The organism is Arhodomonas sp. SL1, from assembly GCF_052060015.1.
In the GTDB taxonomy this organism is placed as follows: domain Bacteria; phylum Pseudomonadota; class Gammaproteobacteria; order Nitrococcales; family Nitrococcaceae; genus Arhodomonas.
Window position 1 is genome coordinate 148,244 of the sequence record NZ_JBPODZ010000003.1, and the last position, 16,035, is coordinate 164,278.

The window sequence follows — 16,035 nt, forward strand, 5'->3', positions numbered from 1 at the left end:
CGCGGCGGCCGAGTCCCTTCGGGGATCGTACCCGCCTGAAAGCAGTGTAGTTCCAAGCTGCCGGCAGAACCGGCAGAGCATGATGAGTGTGATTACGATGAAATCGATTTATGTGGGCAACCTGCCCTTCAGCGCCTCCGAGGACGAGGTCCGTGATCTGTTCGCCGCGTACGGTGATGTCAACGAGGTCCGCCTCATCACCGATCGCGAGACCGGTCGGCCGCGTGGCTTCGGCTTCGTGCGGATGGCGCCCTCCGAGGCGGATGCCGCTATCGAGGCGCTGAACGGTACCGAGCTCGGCGGTCGCACCCTGCGCATCAACGAGGCGCAGGACCGCAAGCCGGCTGGCGGCGGCGGTGGCCGCGGCCGCTTCTAAACTCCGAAGACCTTTTCGGAGCGGCCCTTAGAGGCCCACACCGACGCCCGCGCCGGCCTGCCGACGCGGGCGTCGCGTCGTTCAGGGACGGCAAAAACACTGCCGGGAGGTGACGTTGCGGCAGACCGACGCCATCGTGCTGGATACCAGCATCTTCACCAATCCCGACGTGGCCTCGGTGTTCGGGGCCGATACCACCGCCGCCGTAACCCGCTTCGTGGAGCTCGCCCGAGCCGCCGCGCCGCGGTTGACCTGCTATATGCCACCGTCGGTGCGCGCCGAGCTGACCCACTTCACCGACGTGGAGCGTCTGCCCCCGGACATGGAGCTGGAGATCCATCTCCAGGCACCACGGCGCCATGACCTGCAGGTGCCGGGTCTGTTCCTCTACGAGCTCATCGAGGACATCCGTACGCGCATCGACCGCGGGCTGCGGGTGGCCGAGCGCGCCGTGCGCGAGGTCGAGCCGAGCAGCGTCGACCGCACGGTACGCTGGCTGCGAGGCCACTATCGGGAGGCCTTGCGCACCGGGTTGCTGGACTCCACCGAGGATCTCGACGTGATCCTGCTGGCGGTGGAATTGGACGCGGCGGTGGCCTCGGCGGATCATGGCCTGATGCAGTGGGCGGAGAAGGGCGGGTTGCGTCTAATGCCCGCCGAGCGCCTGCACGGCCTGCTCGTCCACCTTGCCGAGGGCAAGGGCGACTAGTCGAAAACCGGTGCGCCCCGGCGCAGGCTCCCCAGTCGGGAGCTGGAGCGGCGGAAGATCTTGCGAAAGCGTACCACCCAGTGACGGCCGTCGTGCGCTCGCGATTCCTCCACTACCCGTATCGTCCGTGAGCCACGCCCCATGTGCTCGAGCAGCGCGTCGATGCTCGCCGCTTCCCGGAGCCGTACCGTGTAGCGCTGGGCGATCTCGCCGGTGGCCTCCACCTCGTCGAGGGCGGCGCTGAAGCCCTCGGCCAGATCCTGACCGAAGCGGGCGCCGAGCTCGGGGATCCGCTGCGCCTGGCCCAGCTCGCGCAGTGCCATGACCATGCGCACCAGCCGCTGGGTATAGAATTCCCCGGGCAGCTCCAGCTCCAGGGCGGCCTCGCTGCCGGCATCGGTGACATTGATGCCCGGGCAGACGTATTTCAGCCGCAGCCCCCGGCCCGGGGGCTTGAGCACCACTCCCTCCGCGCCCTCCGTATCGAGCACGCGGATGCGCTCCTTCAGCGCCTCCAGGCGGGAGAGGTCATAGACGCCGAGCCGCGGTGCCTGGGGCAGGCCCGCCTCGTCGAGGATACCGTCGCGCTCGGCGAGTGGGAGGAAATCGGGTTCCCCGAGGCGCAGCAGGTCGAACACGAACAGGCGGACGTCGTCACCCCCACGTGGCGAGGGGATGTCCATATAGGGATTGCCGGGGCCGGCCACCTCGGCGCAAAGCACGCCGTCCGGCATGATCCGGAAGAAGCGTTCCAGCGACCCAGGGGGTATCAGGTCCGGGAGACGGTCCGTGGTGAACGGGCAGGGCCGGCCGCTGCGGGTCACCGCCGCGGTCACGTCCCCGGAGCGGAAGATGCGAACGTTGTAGCCGTCGATCTTTTCCTCGGCGTGGGCGGGGCCCGAGAAGTTGGCGCGCATCCCGGCCTCCAGGGAGAAGACCCGGGCGATGTGCGGGTAGTCCGGCACTACGCCCCCGCCCACGCGTACCAGCCCCCGGGGCATGCCGTGCCAGTCCTCGCTGAGCCGGACCCATTCGGTGCCGCCGTGCTCGAAACGCTCCGCGCGGCCCTCGGCGAGGGCGCGGTCGAACACCGCCGGCTCAGGTGCCTGGGGGTGGCGTTTGCGCGCGCTCATGGGGCAACAGTGTACACGTCGAATCGTGTGCTGCGGCCCTGCAGGGTGAAGGCCGGTGCACGGCCGGCCAGCGGCGGCGCCCGGTGATGGCGCTTGACCACCACCCGCTCGCGGGCCGCCGCCAGGGCGGCAGGGAGCAGCGCGTCGGCGTCCGCGGGGCGGCCGAGCAGTGCCTGCAGCAGCTGCATCTCCTTGCCGGCCAGCGCGCTCCGTCCCCCCGCGTCGTACATCGGGTCCAGATAGACCACGTCGGCGGCAGCGGTGCGCAAGTAACACCGTGCCTCGGTGGTGATCAGGCGCAGGCGCGCGGCAATGGCGGTGGTCTCGGGTTCGGCGGCGGCGCGGTGCAAGGCATCGGCAAGCAGGGCGGAGATCACCGGCGAACGCTCCAGGAGGGTGACCTCGGCACCGAGGGCAGCAAGCAGGAAGGCGTCGTTGCCGAGGCCCGCGGTGGCGTCGATGATGGCGGGTCGCCGGCCGCCGCGGATGCCGCAGGCCCTGGCGATGTGCTCGCGCCCGGGCGTGGCGCGGCGGCGGCGCCGGGCGTGCGCCCCGGCAGCGAAATCCGCAATGAGGCGCAGCGGCCTGTCGCCGGCACGGCACAGCGCCAGGCGAGCGCCGTCCCAGTGGAGATACAGCCCGTTGGCGGGCGGCGCGGCGAGCTCCGGCACGCCGGGAAGGGCGGGTCCGCCCTCACCCTTGCGTACCAGCCCGTGCAACGGCTCGGCGCCCTCGCCGGCGATCGCAGCGTGCATGGCGGATGTTGGTCGTGTTTGTGCTCTGCAGTATGATCGCAGTCAAAGCCGTGATGGGCCAGCCTGTGGGCTGTTACGCGAGAACCGACAGCACTGCCAACCACGAGCGAGAGGATTACCAAATGGCGGAGAATCGCACGGATACGGCAGCGGAGGTGGATCCCGAGGAGCTCGCGCGGTCGCTCTCCCAGATCGCCGAGAAGAGCCAGCAGCTGGTCAAGGACTTCCTGGCCCGGCAGGAGGGCCAGCAGCTGAGCATGGATGACGCGTTGCACATGAGCCGACTGTTCCAGGACCTCTACAGCCGGTTGATGGCCGATCCCGTCGGCCTCGCCCAGGCACAGATGGCGTTCTGGCAGGACTACATGGCGCTGATGCAGAGCACTACCCTGCGCATGTGGGGACTGGAAGCGCCGCCGGTGCGCGAGCCGGATCCGAAGGACAAACGCTTCAAGCACGAGTCCTGGGAGGAGAGCCCGGTCTTCGATTTCCTGAAGCAGTCCTATCTGCTCACCGCGGATTACATCCACCACACGGTCAAGAACGTCGAGGGTCTCGACGAGAAGACCGAGCGCAAGATCGATTTCTACACCCGGCAGTACATCGACGCCATGTCGCCGTCGAACTTCCTGGCGACCAACCCGGAGGTGCTGCAGAAGACCATCGAGACCCGGGGGCAGAACCTGCTGCGCGGGCTGAACAACCTCCTCGAGGACCTGGAGCGCGGTGGCGGCAAACTCAACATCCGTATGACCGACCCGGAGGCCTTCGAGGTCGGCCGCGACCTGGCCGTGACGCCGGGCAAGGTCGTCGCCGAGACCGATCTCGCCCAGGTGATCCAGTATGCCCCGGCCACCGAGGAGGTGGCGCGCCGGCCGGTGCTGTTCATCCCGCCGTGGATCAACAAGTTCTACATCCTCGACCTGCGGCCCAAGAACTCACTGATCCGTTACCTGGTGGAGAACGGGCAGACGGTGTTCACCATCTCCTGGCGCAACCCCGACGAGTCGCTGGCGGACAAGGAGTTCGAGGACTACATGCTCGAGGGGGTGTGCGCAGCGATGAAGGCGGTGGAGGAGTCCACCGGCGAGTCGGATATGAACGTGGTGGGCTACTGCCTCGGCGGTACCCTGCTGGCGGCGACCCTCGCCTACCTGAAGGCCAAGGGTGACGAGCGGGTGCACAGCGCCACCTTCTTTACCGCGCTGATCGACTTCGAGCAGCCCGGCGAGCTGGAGGTGTTCATCGATGAGGAACAGCTCTCCACGCTCGAGCGCCAGATGGACGAGGTCGGTTACCTGCCGGGCCAGCAGATGGCGGCGACCATGTCGAGCCTGCGGGCCAATGACCTGATCTGGTCGTTCTTCGTCAACAACTACCTCCAGGGCGAGGACCCCTTCCCCTTCGACCTGCTGTACTGGAACCAGGACAGCACCAACATGCCGGCGAAGATGCACGCCTTCTACCTGCGCAAGATGTATCTGGAGAACAAGCTGCGCGAGCCTGGCGGTATCACCCTGGATGGCGTGCCTATCGACGTGAGTAGCGTCGACGTCCCCGCCTACTTCATTTCCGCGAAGGAAGACCACATCGCCCCGTGGAAGGCCACCTACCAGGGGGCGCGGTTGCTCGGCGGCTCGAAGAAGTTCGTCCTCGGCGGCTCCGGCCACATCGCCGGAATCATCAATCCGCCGGAGAAGAACAAGTACGGCTACTGGACCAACCGGAACATGCCGGCGGACTCGGAGCAGTGGCTGGAGAACGCGGACTACCACGAGGGCTCTTGGTGGCCGGATTGGCTGCGCTGGCTGAGCCAGAAGTCCGGCGGTAAGGTGCCCGCCCGGTCCCCGGGCGGTGGCCGGCTGACGCCCATCGAGGATGCCCCCGGGCGTTACGTCAAGGCCCGCCACGACTGAGCCGTCTTTCCCCTGATCGCCGGCGGCGGGCGCACCCGCCCCGCCGCCGGTTCCGCTGACAGGAGTCCCATGTCCCCCGTCGCCCGCAGCCTGTTCGAGGTCAACGCCTCTGTGCTCCTGCTCGGGCTGGTGCCACTGTTCGCCAAGCTGATCCCCCTGGACGCGGTGAGTATCATCACCTGGCGCTCGCTGATCGGCGCCGCCGCCCTGATCGCCTGGCTCGCCTGGCGACGGGAACGCTGGTGGCTGCAGGGCTGGCGCCACCGCGCCCTGGTGGTGCTGCTCGGCGTGATCATGGCGGTGCACTGGAGCACTTACTTCCAGGCGATCCAGGTGGCCACCGTGGCGGTGGCCGTGGTCGCGATGTTTACCTGGCCAGTGATGGCGGTGCTCATCGAACCGCTGTTCCACGGCGGCGGCTGGCGGGCCCGTGACCTCGGTCTGGCCGCCCTGGCCCTGGTCGGGGTGGCACTGGTGGTCCCGGAGCTTTCGCTGGCCTCGGAGCACCTGGCCGGCGCGCTGTGGGGGTTGGGCTCGGCGCTGCTGTTCGCGGTGCGTAACGTGTTGCACCGATGCTATCTAACCGGCTACCCCGGCACGCTGATGATGGCCTGGCAACTGGTGGTCATCGTCCTGTGCCTGGCGACGTTCAGCCGGCCACCGGCCGCCGCCGGGGACTGGGGGTTGCTGGTCCTGCTCGGCGCGGTGTTTACCGCCTTCGCCCACAGCCTGTTTGTGACCAGCATGCGCCACCTGCCGGCGAAGAGTGCGGGGATGATCTCCTGCCTGCAGCCGGTCTACGGCATCGTCGCCGCCGCGCTGGTGCTCGGGGAGGTGCCGCCGCCGCTGGCGGTGCTCGGCGCGCTGCTGGTCCTCGGGGTGGCGGCCGCGGAGACGGCGGGCGTGCCACGCCGGTCCGCGACCCGGGACCTGCCCTGACGCGGCCGCTCAGCGCAGGCGGGCGAGGGCGGATTCCAGGACCAGGGACAGCCGCCGGGTCAGCGGCTCGTGCCGCTCCCAATGCAGCTCCACCAGCTCCATGCGCTCGGCGCGCTCGAGGAGCAGGTCGTCGCTGGTGCCCACGGCGTCCACCAGGCCGAGCTCCCGGGCCCGGGTGCCGAGCCAGTATTCGCCGGTGGCGACCTGGTCGACGGCGAGCTGCGGCCGGTAGCGGGCGATGTGCTCCTTGAACAGGCCGTGCACCGCGTCGAGCTCCTCGCGGAACTTCTCCCGCCCGGCCTCGGTGTTGCGGCCGAACACGGTGAGGGTGCGCTTGTGCTCGCCGGCGGTATGGAGCTCGAAGTCGATGTCGTGGCGCTTTAGCAGGCGGTGGAGGTTGGGCAGCTGGGCCACCACCCCGATGGAGCCCACCACCGCGAACGGCGCCGCGACGATATGGTCCGCCACCGCCGCCATCAGGTAGCCGCCGCTGGCGGCGATCCGATCCACGCACACCGTCACCCGGATGTCCTTTTCGCGGAGCCGGGCCAGCTGGGAAGCGGCCAGGCCGTAGCTCGGCACCGTGCCGCCACCGCTTTCCAGGCGCAGCAGCACCTCGTCGTCACTGCGGGCGCTTTTCAGCACCGCGCTCACCTCCTCGCGGAGGCTGTCCACGGCGCTGGCGCGGATGTCGCCGTCAAAGTCCAGCACGAACACCCGCGGCAGCCGGGCCTCGCCCTCACCGGCGCGCCGGCTGCGGTTGCGGCGCTTGCCGGCACGGGCCAGGCGTCGACGCAGGCGCCCGCCACGCTCGGCTTGATGTTCGATGCGCCGGCGCATCTCGTCGTAGCGATCGTTCAGTCGCCGCACCCGAAGGCCCTCGCGCTCGCCACGCCCCCCGCGTGCCCGTGCCGCGAGGGCCACCACGACGACCGCCGCGGCGACGAGGGTGGCGATCTTGGCGAGGAACAGGCCGTACTCCTGGATGAAGGCCATGGGCCCCCCTACCATTGGTTGGAGGACGCAGTATACGTGTGGGGGGAGCGATGATGCAGCAACCAGCGCCGCCGGCCGCGCTGGAGATCGGCGGGCGCGCCTACTACACCCTGCGCCAGCTCGATGGCTGGCTTGGGGCGCCGAAGGGGATCGCCTTCCGTGCGTTCAAACGCTGCCGCGACCGGTTCCGGGAGGGCAGCGACTTCCTCCGCCTGGACGCCGTGGACGATGCCGGGCGTATCGCCGCGCTGCGCGAGCGCGAGCTCGTTTATCCCGCCAGCGTACACGTGGTGCTGATCGCCGATACGGCCGTGGCACGCATCGCCGAAGCGTCTTATATGCAGAATAACAGTTAGAATAAAATTAACTATTCTTTTTCTGTATAGCTGCGGGTTGCTACAGTGTCGGCCGGATCGGACAACGGATACTAGGAGGACAATATGGCGCTTCGCATAGGCGATACCGCACCGGATTTCACCGCGGTCACCACCGAGGGGACGATCAACTTCCACGATTGGAGCGAGGGCAGCTGGGTGGTGCTCTACAGCCATCCCGCGGACTTCACGCCGGTGTGCACCACCGAGCTCGGACGCACCGCCAAGCTCAAGGAGGAGTTCGGCAAGCGCGGGGTCAAGCCCATCGCGCTGTCGGTGGATCCGGTGGAGGACCACAACAAGTGGCTCGAGGACATCAACGAGACCCAGAACACCCGGGTCAACTTCCCGATCATCGCGGACGGTGACCGGAAGGTCTCCGAGCTCTACGACATGATCCATCCCAATGCCGACGCCTCGGCGACGGTGCGCTCGGTGTTCATTATCGATCCGAACCACAAGATCCGGGCCACCATTACCTATCCGGCCTCCACGGGGCGCAACTTCGCGGAGATCCTGCGGGTGATCGATTCCCTCCAGCTCACCGACAACTACGGCGTGGCCACGCCGGTGGACTGGGTGGATGGCGAGGATGTGGTTATCATCCCCTCCATCCCCAACGAGGAGGCGGAGAAGCGCTTCCCCAAGGGCTGGAAGGAGCTGCGCCCGTACCTGCGCCTAACCCCCCAGCCGGACAAGTAGTCCCTCCAGCCACCCCGTCCGGCGCGGCAGGGTGAGGCGGCTGCCGTGACGGGCCACCGGTGGTATCATTGGTGGCCCGCTGGTTGGTGCTGCCGACGAACATGCCGCCGCTGTCCGAGATTCTCGCCTTCCTCACACCCTATGAATGGCAGCCGCTGGTTACCCTTGCGGTGGGCGGGGCATTGGTGCTGTACCTGCGGGGCATCGCCGCCGGGGCTCGGCCCGGCTTCTGGCGAAGTGCCGCATTCTTTATCGGCCTGGCGTTGATGTACCTGGTCAGCCAGACCCAGTACGATTACTACGCCCAGTACGTCTTCTTCATCCACCGCCTGCAGCACCTGGTGCTCCATCACCTGGCGGCGATGCTCATCGTCCTCGCGAACCCGCTGCCGGTGCTCGCCGCGGGGACGCCGGCGCCGCTACGGGATCGGCTGGTGCGGCCACTGTGGCGGACCCGGCCGGTGCAGTGGACCTATCGAGCCCTGCAATTCCCGCCGGTGGCGGCGTTCCTGTTCGTCGGACTGATCTATTTCTGGTTGATCCCGGAGATCCATTTCGATGCCATGCTCAGCCGTGATCTCTACGCGGTGATGAACTGGAGCATGGCCATCGACGGCATCCTGTTCTGGTGGTTGGCGCTGGATCCGCGGGCGCCGGGGCCGGGGCACTACACCCTCGGCTTCGGCAAGCGGTGCTTGATGCTGGCAGCGGTGGCGGTGCCGCAGATCCTGCTGGGGGCCTATATCACACTGGCCGGCTCCGGCATCTACGAGATCTACGAGCTCTGCGGCCGCCCCTGGCCGATCAGCGCGGAGACCGATCAGACCCTGGGCGGCGTGCTGACCTGGATCCCCTCGGCGATGATGAGCGTGGTGGGCACGGTGATCGTGCTCGCCTTCTGGCATCGCCATGAGAGCGGGACCCCCGCCGGGCCTGCCCCCGCTGCGGTGCGGCGGGTAACTTCTTGAGATTCCACTGGAGGAACGACGGGACCATGGGAGTATTGCGTGTCGCAGCCGTTGCGCTGGCGCTGGCGGCGCTGTTGATTGCCTGCTCGGGCGCCGAATGGCGTACCAAGGATATCTCCGGGATGATGCCGGAGCTCGATTTCGAGCTCACCGACGAGAACGGCGAGGCGGTGACCGAGGCGGACTATGCCGGCAAGGTCAATATCCTGTTCTTCGGCTATACCTTTTGCCCGGATATCTGCCCGGTGGTGCTGGCACGGCTGATGCGCATCCTCAACGAGCTGGAGCCGGCGGAGCGCGAGCAGGTGCAGGTGCTCTTCGTCAGCGTCGACCCGCGGCGGGATACCCCGGAGCGGCTACGCGAGTACACCAGCGCCTTCGGTGAGGACTTCATCGGCCTGACCGGTACCCAGGAGCAGCTCAAGGCCCTGAACAAGCGCTACCGGGTGACCTACGGTTACGGCGAGCCCGACGAGCACGGCAATTACATCGTCTCCCACAGCGGGGCCGTGTTCATCTTTGACAAGGATGGCACCGCCCAGCTGCTGGTGCGCGACAGCGATCCCAACGAGGATGTCCTCGCGGACCTGCGCCGGCTCCTCGACGCGTAGCGATGGCAGCCACGGATAATCGCGGGTCGGCCAGCCCGCTTACTCCGTGTCTATCCCGGCCATCCGTGGCTGCCGATGCCGTGCTCAGGATTCCGGGAACAGGTCGCGGTCGGTGACCGCCCCGTAGCAGGCGGAGCTCACCAGCTTCGCGTACTTGCCGAGGACCCCGCGGCGGTAGTTGGGCGGCCGCGGTTTCCAGACCCGGCGCCGCTCGGCGAGGGTGGCCTCGTCCACCTCCAGTTCCAAGAGGTTCTGGTCGGCGTCGATGGTGACGGTGTCGCCCTCCTCGACCAGGGCGATGGTCCCGCCCACAGCGGCCTCCGGCGCCACGTGGCCGACCACCATGCCGTAGGTGCCGCCGGAGAAGCGGCCATCGGTGATCAGCCCCACCGCGTCACCGAGCCCGCGGCCGATGATCGCCGAGGTGGGTGCGAGCATCTCCCGCATCCCGGGGCCGCCCTTGGGCCCCTCATAGCGGATCACCAGCACGTCGCCGGCGCGGATCTCATCGGAGAGGATGGCCTCCATGGCCTCCTCCTCGGAGTCGAAGACCCGGGCCGGGCCGCTGATCCGGCGCTTCTTGATGCCAGTGACCTTGGCGACCGCGCCCTCCTCGGCGAGGTTGCCGCGGAGGATGGCCAGGTGGCCGTGCTCGTAGAGCGGGTCGTCGAAGGGCCGGATGATCGCCTGATCCGCCGGCGGTTGCTCGGGGATGTCGGCGAGCAGCGCTGCCAGGGTGTCGCCGGTGACGGTGACGCAGTCGCCGTGGAGCAGGCCGTTGGCGAGCAGGATCTTGAGCACCTGGGGGGTGCCGCCGACGGCGTGGAACTCGGTGGCCAGATACGTCCCCGAGGGCTTGAGATCGCAGAGCACCGGCACCCGGGCGCGGATCCGCTCGACGTCATTGATGGAGAACTCCACCTCGGCGGCCTGGGCGATGGCGAGCAGGTGGAGCACCGCGTTGGTGGAGCCGCCCACCGCCATGACCAGGGCCATGGCGTTCTCGAAGGCCTTGCGGGTCATGATGTCCCGGGGGAGGCGCTGGTGGCGGATGGCGTCGACCAGGACCTCGCCGGCGCGCTCGGCGACCTCCCGGGCCTCGTCGTCCTCGGCGGCCACGGTGGAGGAGCCGGGCAGGCTCATGCCCATGGCCTCGAAGGCCGAGGACATGGTGTTGGCCGTGTACATGCCACCGCAGGAGCCCGCGCCGGGGCAGGCGTGCTTCTCGATGGCGGTGAGCTCCTCGTCCGACATATTGCCCGCGGCGTGCTGGCCCACCGCCTCGAAGGCGCTGACGAGGTTGAGCTTGCGCCCGTTGTAATAGCCGGGCTTGATGGTGCCGCCGTAGACGAAGATGCCGGGGATGTTCAGCCGGGCCAGCGCGATCATGGCCCCGGGCATGTTCTTGTCGCAGCCGCCGGTCGCGAGGATGCCGTCGAGGCGCTGGCCGTTGCAGACCGTCTCGATGGAGTCGGCGATCACCTCGCGGGAGACCAGGGAGAACTTCATCCCCTCGGTCCCCATGGAGATGCCGTCGGAGATGGTGATGGTGCCGAAGGTCACCGGCATCGCCCCGGCCCGCTTGAGCGCGGTCTCGGCGCGCTCGGCCTGGGCCCCGATGCCGAGGTTGCAGGGGGTGATGGTGGAGTGGGCGTTGCCGACGCCGACAACGGGCTTGTCGAAGTCGTCGTCGGTGAAGCCCACGGCGCGCATCATCGCCCGATTGGGCGTGCGCGCCACCCCCTGGGTGATCACTCGGCTGCGGCGGTTATCGGCCATTGCGCTTCCTCGCTGGTTCCATCGGCTGGCGGTGTCGGATCGGTCATCAACAAACAAAGTTACGAGAGATCGCCGCGACAGGCAATGATGAGGGCCGGGCCCCCGCGGGGCGCTTCGGCCGGGGACGGCGCCGTGCGATAATCCCCGCGCTCTGGCGTCGGGAGGTAGCATGTCCGGTCCCCTAGAACATTATCGCGAGGTGCTCGGGTGCGGCGAGTTCGTGGCCGATCCGGCCCAGGCCCGGGCGGTGGAGGCGCTGGATGACCTCCACCGACGGCTGGTGACCGCGCCGGAGTCGGCGTCGCCGGGCCCGGGGGGGCTCCGGGGGCTGCTGCGACGCCTGCGCGGCGGGGCCCCGGAACGGGACCCGGAACCCGGCGTGTACCTTTGGGGCGGGGTCGGCCGGGGTAAGACCTGGCTGATGGACATCTTCTACGAGTGCCTGCCCTTCGAGGACAAGCGCCGGCTGCATTTCCACCGCTTCATGCGCGCGGTGCATGATCGGCTGAAGGCCCTGCGCGAGCGCCAGGATCCGCTCGAGATCATCGCCGAAGAGTGGGCGGCGGACACCCGGGTGTTGTGCTTCGACGAGTTCTTCGTCTCCGACATCGCCGACGCCATGATCCTCGCGGGGCTGCTGCGCGGCCTGTTCCGCCGGGGGGTGACCCTGGTGGCGACCTCCAACATCCCGCCGGCGGAGCTCTACCGCGACGGCCTGCAGCGCGAGCGCTTCATACCCGCCATCGAGCTCCTCGAGCGACACACGCAGGTGATTAACGTCGATGGTGACACCGACTATCGGCTGCGCTTCCTGGAGCAGGCGGAGATCTACCATACCCCGCTGGACGAGGGGGCGGATGCCGTCCTCGCCGAGGATTTCGACCATGTCCGCCCGGAGGGCAGCCCGGTGGAACGGGACACCACCCTCGAGGTGGAGGGCCGCGAGATCGCAGTACGACGCCTCGGCGAGGGGGTGGTCTGGTTCGACTTCGATGCCGTCTGCCGGGGGCCGCGCAGCCAGAATGACTACATCGAGATCGCCCGTCAGTTCCACACCGTGGTGATCTCCGGCGTGCCGGTCTTCGAGCGGGACAGCGAGGACGATGCCCGGCGGTTCATCAATCTGGTCGACGAGTTCTATGACCGGGCGGTGAAGCTCATCGTCTCCGCGGCGGCGCAGCCCGACGCCCTCTATCGCGGCCGCAGGTTGGGCTTTGAATTCGAGCGCACCGCGAGCCGGCTCATCGAGATGCAGTCGCGCAGTTACCTGGCCCTGCCCCACCGCCCCTGAACGCAACGGCGCTCAATCGCCGGCGCGCTGGCTCGCGCGCAGGCCGCTTCCGTCCAGGTTACCGCTGGCCTCCACTACCGTGGTCCCACCGGGGTTGGCGAGCCCCAGCGAGCGGCCCACCGCCTCCCCGTCACCGGGGTGTTCCGGGTCGGGCTGGATCCGCGCCTGCAGCCGGAAGGCGCCATCGCCCTCCACCGTGAGGGTGCCGTCGAGGGTGAGCGGCCCATTCCGGGCGGTGAGCTCGCCGTCCACGCCATCGCCATCCCGCGGCCGCAACCGAAGGTGGATATCCCCCAGGGGCCGCTCGGCGCCGAGGTAGAGCGAGGCACCGCGCCAGGACAGCAGCCCTTCGGCGCTCACCAGCCGTTCCCCTTCCATGGCCAGGTGACGGAGGTTCGCCTCCACCCGCCCGTTGGCCACCGGCGCGAGGGCGCCCCGGCGCAGCCAGCCGAGCAGGGTGTCCACGTCCATGTCGGCGCGCACATCCTCGAGCCGCAGCCGCCCGCCGGGGCCCATGGCGATATGCCCATCCAGGGTGCCGTCGTCCCCGGGCCGGCCCCGGAGATCCAGTGCCAGGCGGGCCCGGAGCAGGGCGCCGGCATCTACCCGCCAACCCACGTCACGGATGAGCTGGCCGTTGACGCGGACCGCCCCCGCGCCACCGTTCCAGAGACTGCCCTGGGGTTCGTGGACGTCGGCGGGTACGCGGCCCTCCAGCAGTGACCAGGCTACGCCGACCGGTGCCAGGAGCACCGCGGCCAGGGCGAAGGCGGTCAGGAACAGCAGGCCCCATGCGAGCCCCCGGAACAGGCGTCTCATGAGGCCTCCCTGGTAAGCACTAGCCGGGCGTCGACACGGCCGGGTTCTTCGGCGGAGCGGATGGCGGCGGACTCGGTGGCCACGCCATGGTCCTCGCGGAGGGTGCCGAGCCAGCGGACCAGGGTGTTGAAGCCCACCCCGGAGAGCACGATCCGCACCCGCCGGTCCCCGGAGGGCTCGATCCGCTCGACCCCCTGGTCGAGCCCCGCCCCCCGGGCGCTGTCATCGGCCAGGGCGTAGAGCGCCCGCTGTTCGGCCGGCGCCGCTTCGCTGCCGCCGTCCTCGCGCAGGGCCGTCACCAGCGAGCGATGGTCGCGCATCCACTGGAGGTCCTGGCGTTGCTCGTCGATGCGGGCCTCCAGGGCGGGCAGCGCCTGGCGCGGCGGCAGCCACACCAGGAAGTAGAACGCCATCACCGCCAGGGCCACGAGGCCGAGGGTCACCGTGCGCCGTTCCCGGGGCGCGAGCTCGTGCCACCAACGCCTCATGCGCCGTCCCTCACGTCCAGCCGGGCGTTCGCGCCGCCGCCGGCATTGTCCGCGGAGCGCACCTCCACCTCGAGCCCGCGCTCCTCGAGGCGGCGTTTGAGGCCCTCCACCGCCTGCAGGCCCGGGACGCTGATCTCCACATCCAGGGCGCCGCCGCCGTAGCCGAGGGAGGTAAGCCGTACCTCCCGCCCCGCCGTGGCCGGCGCCAGCCGCTGGAGCAGGGTCAGCAGGGCCTCCGCCGGCGGTCCGTCATCGCCACTGCCGCGCAGCGCCTGCAGTCGGTTCTCCATCTGCCGGCGCGGATACAGCGGCGTGCCCGCATCGGGGAAGGAGTCGTGGAAGATGCGCTCCATCTCCGCCTGCTGGTCGGCGGCGGTGGCCTCCAGGTGATAGTAGGTCAGCCAGTTGTTCGCGGCGTCGGCGAGTACGACGCCGGCGAGCAATACGGCCGCCGCACGCCATATTCGCCAGTGCCCCGCTAGCCGTCCGGAGCCGACCCCCGCCGGGCGCAGGCCCACGGCGGAGCGCGGATCGAGGTGCAGCGCCATCAGTGCGAGGGGGTCCTCACAGCGGTGGCACTCCACCGGAAGGGGCTGTGCCGCGAGCTCCGGGTCTTCGCCGGCGCCGAGATAGACGACCAGCCGTTCGGGGGTGGCCTCCCCGTCGTCCTCCGCCAGAGCGGACTCGAGGAACAGCGCCAGGTTGCCGGCATCACAAGCGAATCCCCGGGCCGCCGCCGTGCGTACCCGGGCGAGCCCATCGCTTACCAGCACCGTCCAGGCGTCCTTGTGCCAGGGCAGCGCCAGGTAGTCCGGGTAGAGCTGCTCGGCGGCCAGACCGGCCTCGGCGAGGGTCTCCTCCCAGTGCCCGAGCAGGCGCCGGGCGACGACGGCGACGGGGACGCCGCCGTCGCGCCCGCGCTCGCCGACGGCGAAGTGCAGCGTGTCCACGTCCTCGCTGAGCCGGTCCTCCAGCGCCCAGGGCACGGCGCGGAGCAGCCGCTGGCGGTTGCGCACCGGCAGGTGCACGCGGGTGGTGAGCACGTCCGTCCCCGGCACCAGCGCCATCACCCGGTGCCCCCGGGCGGCTTCCGCCGGCGTCTCGGCGGCGGCAACCAGCGAACCGGTGCTGTCCTGGCAACGCCAGTCCAGGGGGTGCTCGGCATTACCGGTGAGTTGAACGATCAGGCGGGGACGCATGGAGGGCATTGTCACCGAAACAGGGTTCCGCGCCAACGGTCATGGCAATACGGGGCGGCGCGCCAGCACGGGGATGGCCCCTGTGGAGGGGCGCTGGAGTATCGACTGCCAACGCTGCTCGATCCGGTCCAGGGTGACAATGGCGGTGACCCGGAAATACTCGCTGTCCACCCGGTACCAGCCCCGCGGGATCTCCGGCTGGGCCAGGGTGGGTGCCAGGCGTAACGCCTCGTCCACGCTGGCCAGGGGCTCCTCCTCGCGGGCGGCGGTGAGGGCGCGGATGTCGTCCGCCGACACGCCCGGGTGGAGCCGCTCCAGGAGCCCCGGTGGGGCGGTATTGAGATTGATGCCGCTGGCTTCCGCGGGCAGGGCGGTGACGTATCCCGACAGGCCATCCATTACCTCATCGGTGACGCCACGAACCAGGCGCAGCTCCGAGACCTCGGCCATGGGGGCATTGGCGCTGCGGTAGGGGGGCTCGCGCCGGGTGTAGTAGTCGTCCTCAGCCCCACCGGGGAAGGCGGGCTGGAGGTCGTCGTCGATCCAATCCACCGCGGCGGCGGCCACCCCGGCGGCATCCGCTTCCGGGTCCGCGGCGGTTACCAGTCGCTCGAGGATCGCCGTCGTGCGTTCCCGGCGCGACTCGTCGCCCGCCAGGGCGTTAAGGTTGAGTCGCCCCTGGAGGTCGGTGATGTGTACCCGGATGGTGGCACCGCCCTCGGTGACCGGCGGCAGGGTCCCGGCCCAGCGGTCCGTGGGGCCGTCGGTGTCGTTGCCCTCGCGGTCACGATGCAGGAGCTCGATGGCCACCGCCTCCGCTGCCAGGGCATAGTGCCAGGACTGGCCGTCGGCGAGGGTGTTCTGGGTCCGACGGACCGCGAGGTGCTCATCGGCGAGCATGGCGGTGGCCGCCGTGGCCGCCAATGCGGTGACCAGCAGTGCGGTGATCAGCGCCGCGCCGTGGTTCCGTTGCCGCATGG

The 16,035-nt window shown here is 69.3% G+C and carries 17 protein-coding genes; 9 read left to right on the plus strand and 8 right to left on the minus strand.

The genetic code is table 11. The annotated features are described in order from the left end of the window. Positions 1 to 97 precede the first annotated feature (97 nt). Both ACQ754_RS06185 and ACQ754_RS06190 read left to right on the plus strand, forming a co-directional pair. Positions 98 to 376: an RNA recognition motif domain-containing protein gene (locus ACQ754_RS06185; protein WP_440996131.1), complete on the plus strand. Its 279-nt coding sequence runs from the start codon at positions 98 to 100 to the stop codon at positions 374 to 376. A gap of 115 nt (positions 377 to 491) precedes the next feature. Further along, complete coding sequence (locus tag ACQ754_RS06190) at positions 492 to 1,085, plus strand: RNA ligase partner protein (protein ID WP_440996132.1); 594 nt, start codon at positions 492 to 494, stop codon at positions 1,083 to 1,085. Here the strand turns inward: ACQ754_RS06190 and ACQ754_RS06195 are convergent. Together ACQ754_RS06195 and ACQ754_RS06200 are read right to left on the minus strand one after the other, a co-directional pair. Next, entirely contained in the window at positions 1,082 to 2,218 is a 1,137-nt protein-coding gene (locus ACQ754_RS06195; RefSeq protein ID WP_440996133.1) for an RNA ligase, read from the minus strand. The two genes, ACQ754_RS06190 and ACQ754_RS06195, sit on opposite strands and share 4 nt — an antisense overlap. Next, the gene (locus ACQ754_RS06200; protein WP_440996134.1) at positions 2,215 to 2,973 is read right to left on the minus strand and encodes a class I SAM-dependent methyltransferase; all 759 of its coding nucleotides are present in this window, start codon (positions 2,971 to 2,973) and stop codon (positions 2,215 to 2,217) included. Before ACQ754_RS06200 ends, ACQ754_RS06195 begins: the two co-directional genes overlap by 4 nt. 122 nt (positions 2,974 to 3,095) lie before the next feature. Here ACQ754_RS06200 and phaC point away from each other — a divergent pair, with 122 nt between their 5' ends. After that, complete coding sequence (gene phaC, locus ACQ754_RS06205) at positions 3,096 to 4,889, plus strand: class I poly(R)-hydroxyalkanoic acid synthase (protein ID WP_440996135.1); 1,794 nt, start codon at positions 3,096 to 3,098, stop codon at positions 4,887 to 4,889. Positions 4,890 to 4,958: 69 nt separating this feature from the next. Then, complete coding sequence (locus tag ACQ754_RS06210) at positions 4,959 to 5,828, plus strand: DMT family transporter (RefSeq protein ID WP_440996136.1); 870 nt, start codon at positions 4,959 to 4,961, stop codon at positions 5,826 to 5,828. A 9-nt stretch (positions 5,829 to 5,837) separates the two neighbouring features. Here the strand turns inward: ACQ754_RS06210 and sohB are convergent, their stop codons facing one another. Continuing rightward, a complete protein-coding gene (gene sohB / locus ACQ754_RS06215) occupies positions 5,838 to 6,824 on the minus strand; it encodes a protease SohB (RefSeq protein ID WP_440996137.1) in 987 nt (328 codons plus the stop codon). Between the two features lie 50 nt (positions 6,825 to 6,874). On the opposite strand from sohB, the gene ACQ754_RS06220 reads away from it, so the two are divergent. From ACQ754_RS06220 to ACQ754_RS06235, 4 genes are all read left to right on the plus strand, one after another. Next, positions 6,875 to 7,180 carry a hypothetical protein gene (locus ACQ754_RS06220; protein WP_440996138.1) on the plus strand — a complete coding sequence of 102 codons (306 nt, stop codon included), beginning with the start codon at positions 6,875 to 6,877 and terminating at the stop codon, positions 7,178 to 7,180. An 84-nt stretch (positions 7,181 to 7,264) separates the two neighbouring features. Continuing rightward, complete coding sequence (locus tag ACQ754_RS06225; RefSeq protein WP_440996139.1) at positions 7,265 to 7,900, plus strand: peroxiredoxin; 636 nt, start codon at positions 7,265 to 7,267, stop codon at positions 7,898 to 7,900. Between the two features lie 71 nt (positions 7,901 to 7,971). Next, positions 7,972 to 8,868, plus strand: a complete 897-nt coding sequence (locus tag ACQ754_RS06230) for a cytochrome c oxidase assembly protein (RefSeq protein WP_440996140.1) — start codon at positions 7,972 to 7,974, stop codon at positions 8,866 to 8,868. 26 nt (positions 8,869 to 8,894) lie between these two features. Further along, complete coding sequence (locus ACQ754_RS06235) at positions 8,895 to 9,479, plus strand: SCO family protein (protein WP_440996141.1); 585 nt, start codon at positions 8,895 to 8,897, stop codon at positions 9,477 to 9,479. Positions 9,480 to 9,563: 84 nt separating this feature from the next. On the opposite strand, the gene ilvD is transcribed toward ACQ754_RS06235, so the two are convergent. Then, positions 9,564 to 11,258: a dihydroxy-acid dehydratase gene (gene ilvD, locus ACQ754_RS06240; RefSeq protein WP_440996142.1), complete on the minus strand. Its 1,695-nt coding sequence runs from the start codon at positions 11,256 to 11,258 to the stop codon at positions 9,564 to 9,566. A gap of 169 nt (positions 11,259 to 11,427) precedes the next feature. Between ilvD and zapE the strand changes: the two genes are divergently transcribed. After that, positions 11,428 to 12,549, plus strand: coding sequence for a cell division protein ZapE (gene zapE / locus ACQ754_RS06245; protein ID WP_440996143.1), 1,122 nt, complete (start codon positions 11,428 to 11,430; stop codon positions 12,547 to 12,549). A gap of 12 nt (positions 12,550 to 12,561) precedes the next feature. Here the strand turns inward: zapE and gspN are convergent, their stop codons facing one another. The 4 genes from gspN to gspK are packed head-to-tail and all read right to left on the minus strand — an operon-like array spanning position 12,562 to position 16,033. Next, the gene (gene gspN / locus ACQ754_RS06250) at positions 12,562 to 13,368 is read right to left on the minus strand and encodes a type II secretion system protein N (RefSeq protein ID WP_440996144.1); all 807 of its coding nucleotides are present in this window, start codon (positions 13,366 to 13,368) and stop codon (positions 12,562 to 12,564) included. Continuing rightward, on the minus strand, positions 13,365 to 13,856 hold the full coding sequence (gspM, locus tag ACQ754_RS06255) for a type II secretion system protein GspM (protein ID WP_440996145.1): 492 nt from the start codon (positions 13,854 to 13,856) through the stop codon (positions 13,365 to 13,367). The genes gspN and gspM overlap by 4 nt, the downstream gene beginning before the upstream one ends. Beyond that, a complete protein-coding gene (gene gspL / locus ACQ754_RS06260) occupies positions 13,853 to 15,055 on the minus strand; it encodes a type II secretion system protein GspL (protein ID WP_440996146.1) in 1,203 nt (400 codons plus the stop codon). Before gspL ends, gspM begins: the two co-directional genes overlap by 4 nt. A gap of 39 nt (positions 15,056 to 15,094) precedes the next feature. Next, positions 15,095 to 16,033 carry a type II secretion system minor pseudopilin GspK gene (gene gspK, locus ACQ754_RS06265; RefSeq protein WP_440996147.1) on the minus strand — a complete coding sequence of 313 codons (939 nt, stop codon included), beginning with the start codon at positions 16,031 to 16,033 and terminating at the stop codon, positions 15,095 to 15,097. Between the last annotated feature and the right edge of the window lie 2 nt (positions 16,034 to 16,035).

Bases quoted from the DNA above. Each gene is read 5' to 3' on its own strand.
- ACQ754_RS06185 (WP_440996131.1), top strand. From the start codon at position 98: ATGAAATCGATTTATGTGGGCAACCTGCCCTTCAGCGCCTCCGAGGAC.
- ACQ754_RS06195 (WP_440996133.1), bottom strand. From the start codon at position 2,218: ATGAGCGCGCGCAAACGCCACCCCCAGGCACCTGAGCCGGCGGTGTTC.
- ACQ754_RS06200 (WP_440996134.1), bottom strand. From the start codon at position 2,973: ATGCACGCTGCGATCGCCGGCGAGGGCGCCGAGCCGTTGCACGGGCTG.
- phaC (WP_440996135.1), top strand. From the start codon at position 3,096: ATGGCGGAGAATCGCACGGATACGGCAGCGGAGGTGGATCCCGAGGAG.
- ACQ754_RS06210 (WP_440996136.1), top strand. From the start codon at position 4,959: ATGTCCCCCGTCGCCCGCAGCCTGTTCGAGGTCAACGCCTCTGTGCTC.
- sohB (WP_440996137.1), bottom strand. From the start codon at position 6,824: ATGGCCTTCATCCAGGAGTACGGCCTGTTCCTCGCCAAGATCGCCACC.
- ACQ754_RS06220 (WP_440996138.1), top strand. From the start codon at position 6,875: ATGATGCAGCAACCAGCGCCGCCGGCCGCGCTGGAGATCGGCGGGCGC.
- ACQ754_RS06225 (WP_440996139.1), top strand. From the start codon at position 7,265: ATGGCGCTTCGCATAGGCGATACCGCACCGGATTTCACCGCGGTCACC.
- ACQ754_RS06235 (WP_440996141.1), top strand. From the start codon at position 8,895: ATGGGAGTATTGCGTGTCGCAGCCGTTGCGCTGGCGCTGGCGGCGCTG.
- ilvD (WP_440996142.1), bottom strand. From the start codon at position 11,258: ATGGCCGATAACCGCCGCAGCCGAGTGATCACCCAGGGGGTGGCGCGC.
- zapE (WP_440996143.1), top strand. From the start codon at position 11,428: ATGTCCGGTCCCCTAGAACATTATCGCGAGGTGCTCGGGTGCGGCGAG.
- gspN (WP_440996144.1), bottom strand. From the start codon at position 13,368: ATGAGACGCCTGTTCCGGGGGCTCGCATGGGGCCTGCTGTTCCTGACC.
- gspM (WP_440996145.1), bottom strand. From the start codon at position 13,856: ATGAGGCGTTGGTGGCACGAGCTCGCGCCCCGGGAACGGCGCACGGTG.
- gspL (WP_440996146.1), bottom strand. From the start codon at position 15,055: ATGCGTCCCCGCCTGATCGTTCAACTCACCGGTAATGCCGAGCACCCC.
- gspK (WP_440996147.1), bottom strand. From the start codon at position 16,033: ATGCGGCAACGGAACCACGGCGCGGCGCTGATCACCGCACTGCTGGTC.